We start from the raw sequence: 1925 nt of genomic DNA, 5'->3' as shown, positions 1-1925 counted from the left end.
CGCCGTCCGCCGCACCGCGCCGCCGGCTGCGCCCGTCGGCCGCTCCCGCCCCTCCCCCGCGCCGAACATCCCCGCCCGGCGACGTCGGCCCCGAGGCATAGGGTGGAAACCATGCCGACGACGCCTGCTCATGCCGCTTATCTCCGCCACCCCGACGTCCGGGGCGAGCTGATCACCTTCACCGCCGCGAACGACGTATGGATCGCCCCGCTCGAGGGAGGCCGCGCCTGGCGCCTCACCGACGAGGGCGCGCCCGTCTCGTACCCGCGCTTCTCCCCGGACGGCGCCCGCATCGCCTTCACCTCCCGCGCCTCGGGCGGGCCGGAGGTGTGGGTCGCGGATGTCGCCGGCGAGTCCGCACCGCGCCGCCTGACCTTCTGGGGCCGCCCCGCCACGAAGGTCGTCGGCTGGCTGCCCGACGGCCGCATCGTCGCGACCACCAGCTACGCCGCGCCGGTCGCACGCGATGCACAGCTGTGGGCCATCGACCTCGAGGGCACCACCACGCTGCTGCCGCTGGGCCGCAGCGGCGAGGTCGCGATCCATCCCTCGGGCACCACCGTCGTCGCGACGCCGTGGCGCCGCGACCAGGCCTCCTGGAAGCACTACCAGGGCGGCACGGCCGTGAAGCTGTGGCTCTCGCGCGAGGACGTGCCGCTGGACGCACCCGCCGAGGCGCATGCGGCCCGCACCTGGGAGCCGCTGCTCGACGAGATCCTCGCCTCGAAGCTGCGGATCGCCTGGTACGGGGATCGGCTGCTGTTCGCCTCCGACACCCCCGGCCCCGGCGCGGCACTCACCGATCGCGCCTCGGCGAACCTGTGGTCCATCGCCGCCGACGGCACGGACCTGCGCTCCCACACCTCCCTCACCTCCGAGGAGGGCTACCTGCGCGAACCCGCCACCGACGGAAGCGCGATCGTGTTCAGCTCCCGCGGGCGCCTGTTCGCGATGGACTCCCTCGAGGCCGCGCCGCGGGAGATCGAGGTGCTCGCCTCCGGCGTCGGCGCCGCCCGGCTGCCGCGCCCCGCCTCGGCGAGCGAGAACCTCCTGGCCATGCGGCCGCTGCACGACGCGCGCGCGAGCGTCGTCGAATGGCGCGGCTCCGCGCACGCCCTCACCCATCGCGGCGGTCCGGCGCGGCTGCTCGCCGGGGCCTGCGGGCTGCGGCTGCGGGAGGTGCGGCCGCTCGGCCGCTCGCCCTTCGCCCTGTTCGTCTCCGATGCGGAGGCCCTCTCCGATCGTGAGCAGGGCGGCGTCGGCTCCGACGTGCTGGCGCTGGCGCGGCTGGACGGCGGCGGCGAGGAGATCCGCCTGGCAGTGGGCGAGGTGGGCCGGATCCTGCACGCCATCCCCTCGCCCGACGGCTCCCGCATCGCGATCGTCAGCCACGACAACGTGGTGCGCCTGGTGACCCTGCGCGGCCTCGAGGACCCCGCCAAGGAGACGCACGGGAAGGGCGCACAGGCCGCGACCGCCGCGGACGCCGGCTGGGAGGCCGACGCCGACCGCTCCGTGACGGCGCCGCGCCTGGACCACGTGCGCGAGATCGGCCGTAGCAGCGGCGGCGAGGTCAGCGACCTGGCCTGGTCGCCGGACGGCCGCTGGCTGGTATGGGCCGAGCCGAACTCCTGGCAGCTCTCGCGCCTGATGATCTCGGACACCGAGGCCCAGGAGCCGACGGGCCGCGCGCTCACCTCCGGGAAGTTCCAGGACTCCGCCCCCGCGTTCAGCGCCGACGGCAAGCACCTGGCGCTGCTGAGCCTGCGCACCTTCGAGACGGTCTACGACGACATGGTCTTCGACCTCGGGTTCGTCAACGCCGAGCGGCCCTTCCTGCTGCCCCTCGAGCGCACCACCCCCGACCCCTTCGGCCCGCCCCCCGACGGCTGGGGGCCCGCCCCGGCCAGGACCAGCACCTGCGG

General features: G+C 75.4%; 1 pseudogene. It reads left to right on the top strand.

Annotated elements, in window-relative coordinates:
- Positions 1-111: 111 nt before the first annotated feature.
- Positions 112-1925: pseudogene (locus HMPREF3159_RS06765) on the top strand (PD40 domain-containing protein); the annotation flags it as partial.

Origin of the sequence: Brachybacterium sp. HMSC06H03 (assembly GCF_001807385.1) — a bacterium.
GTDB lineage: Bacteria > Actinomycetota > Actinomycetes > Actinomycetales > Dermabacteraceae > Brachybacterium > Brachybacterium conglomeratum.
The sequence above is the reverse complement of the archived record's forward strand: the minus strand, read 5'-3'. Positions and strand labels throughout refer to the sequence as shown.